Source organism: Polaromonas sp. P1_G4 (assembly GCF_056405475.1).
This window is the reverse complement of record NZ_JBFUCA010000878.1, coordinates 1-1,100: the sequence shown is the minus strand read 5'-3', so window position 1 is coordinate 1,100 and position 1,100 is coordinate 1. Positions and strand designations below refer to the sequence as shown.

Here is a 1,100-nt window from a genome sequence, read left to right as displayed (position 1 = left end):
GTCATAGAGGCCGTCTTTTGCAGCGACAAAGGAGCCGCGGCCGTGAAAAAAGGTGACCTTGTTCTTCTTGAACAGGTAGACGATGCCGTCGTTGTTCTGCTTGACGACAGTGTCCTTGCGGGCAAGCATCTTCGTGACATCCAGGCCCAGGCCCTTGACCTCAATGCCATGATCGGCAAAGTGGTGGCTGGCATGGTCGAAATGTTCGGACGATTGCAGCAACGCCTTGGACGGAATGCAGCCGACGTTGGTGCAGGTGCCGCCCAGGGCCGGGCCGCCTTTGGCGTTCTTCCATTCGTCGATACAGGCGACGTTGAAACCCAGTTGGGCAGCGCGAATCGCGGCAATGTAACCGCCGGGGCCGCCACCGATGACGATGACGTCGAATTGTTTAGACATATTTCTTTATTCCTTCTTGAGTTCAAACGCCCCCGCGTGGAGGACGATTCCAAATACACCGGTGCGCGCCTGCAGGCTTTCCTGCTGGGGACCTTCGCGGCCAATTTTCACGGTCGTTCCGGGCGCGGTGCTGCAGACAAACAGATGCCTGGCATCGAGGCATTCAATCCCGCCGGCGGCATGCAGCGCGGCCCAGCCGAAGCTCTCGTACTCCTCCGCGAGAAAGCGGCGCAGGGATACGGTTTCCGTAGGGGTCCGCACATCGGCAATGGTCCATCGCGCCAGGTCCATCTGGTATTTTTCAACCAGCTTCCCCGGATCAGCATCCGGCGCCTTCGCCAGTACCAGCCGGGACCCCGCCTGCGAAACGCTGACCCATTGCAGCCCGTAGTAACCGCTCCAGTTGTCGCCAGCCGACGCAGCAGCCGCAGCCAGGCCCACACTCAACGTGCAGGCCAGGCAGGCGACGAGGCGGCGCATCGACAGCCTTAGATGTCGAACAACAGGCGTGCAGGATCTTCCAGCGCTTCTTTCATCGCCACCAGGCCCAGCACAGCTTCACGACCGTCGACGATGCGGTGGTCATAGCTCATTGCCAGGTAGTTCATCGGACGGACCACGATCTGGCCGTTTTCGACCACGGCGCGGTCCTTGGTCGCATGCACGCCCAGGATCGCCGACTGCGGCGGGTTGATGATGGG

3 protein-coding genes are annotated in these 1,100 nt (G+C 60.9%); all 3 read right to left on the bottom strand.

The features are described 5' to 3' along the window. Positions 1 to 399 (bottom strand): FAD-dependent oxidoreductase (locus AC1D1X_RS24110; RefSeq protein ID WP_477699459.1); only part of this gene is annotated, 399 nt, incomplete at its 3' end. A gap of 6 nt (positions 400 to 405) precedes the next feature. Continuing rightward, positions 406 to 879 (bottom strand): hypothetical protein, encoded by a 474-nt coding sequence (locus tag AC1D1X_RS24105; protein WP_477669345.1) that lies wholly within the window; start codon positions 877 to 879, stop codon positions 406 to 408. A gap of 8 nt (positions 880 to 887) precedes the next feature. After that, on the bottom strand, positions 888 to 1,100 hold a 213-nt coding region (locus tag AC1D1X_RS24100), incomplete at its 5' end, for a 2-oxo acid dehydrogenase subunit E2 (RefSeq protein ID WP_477699458.1).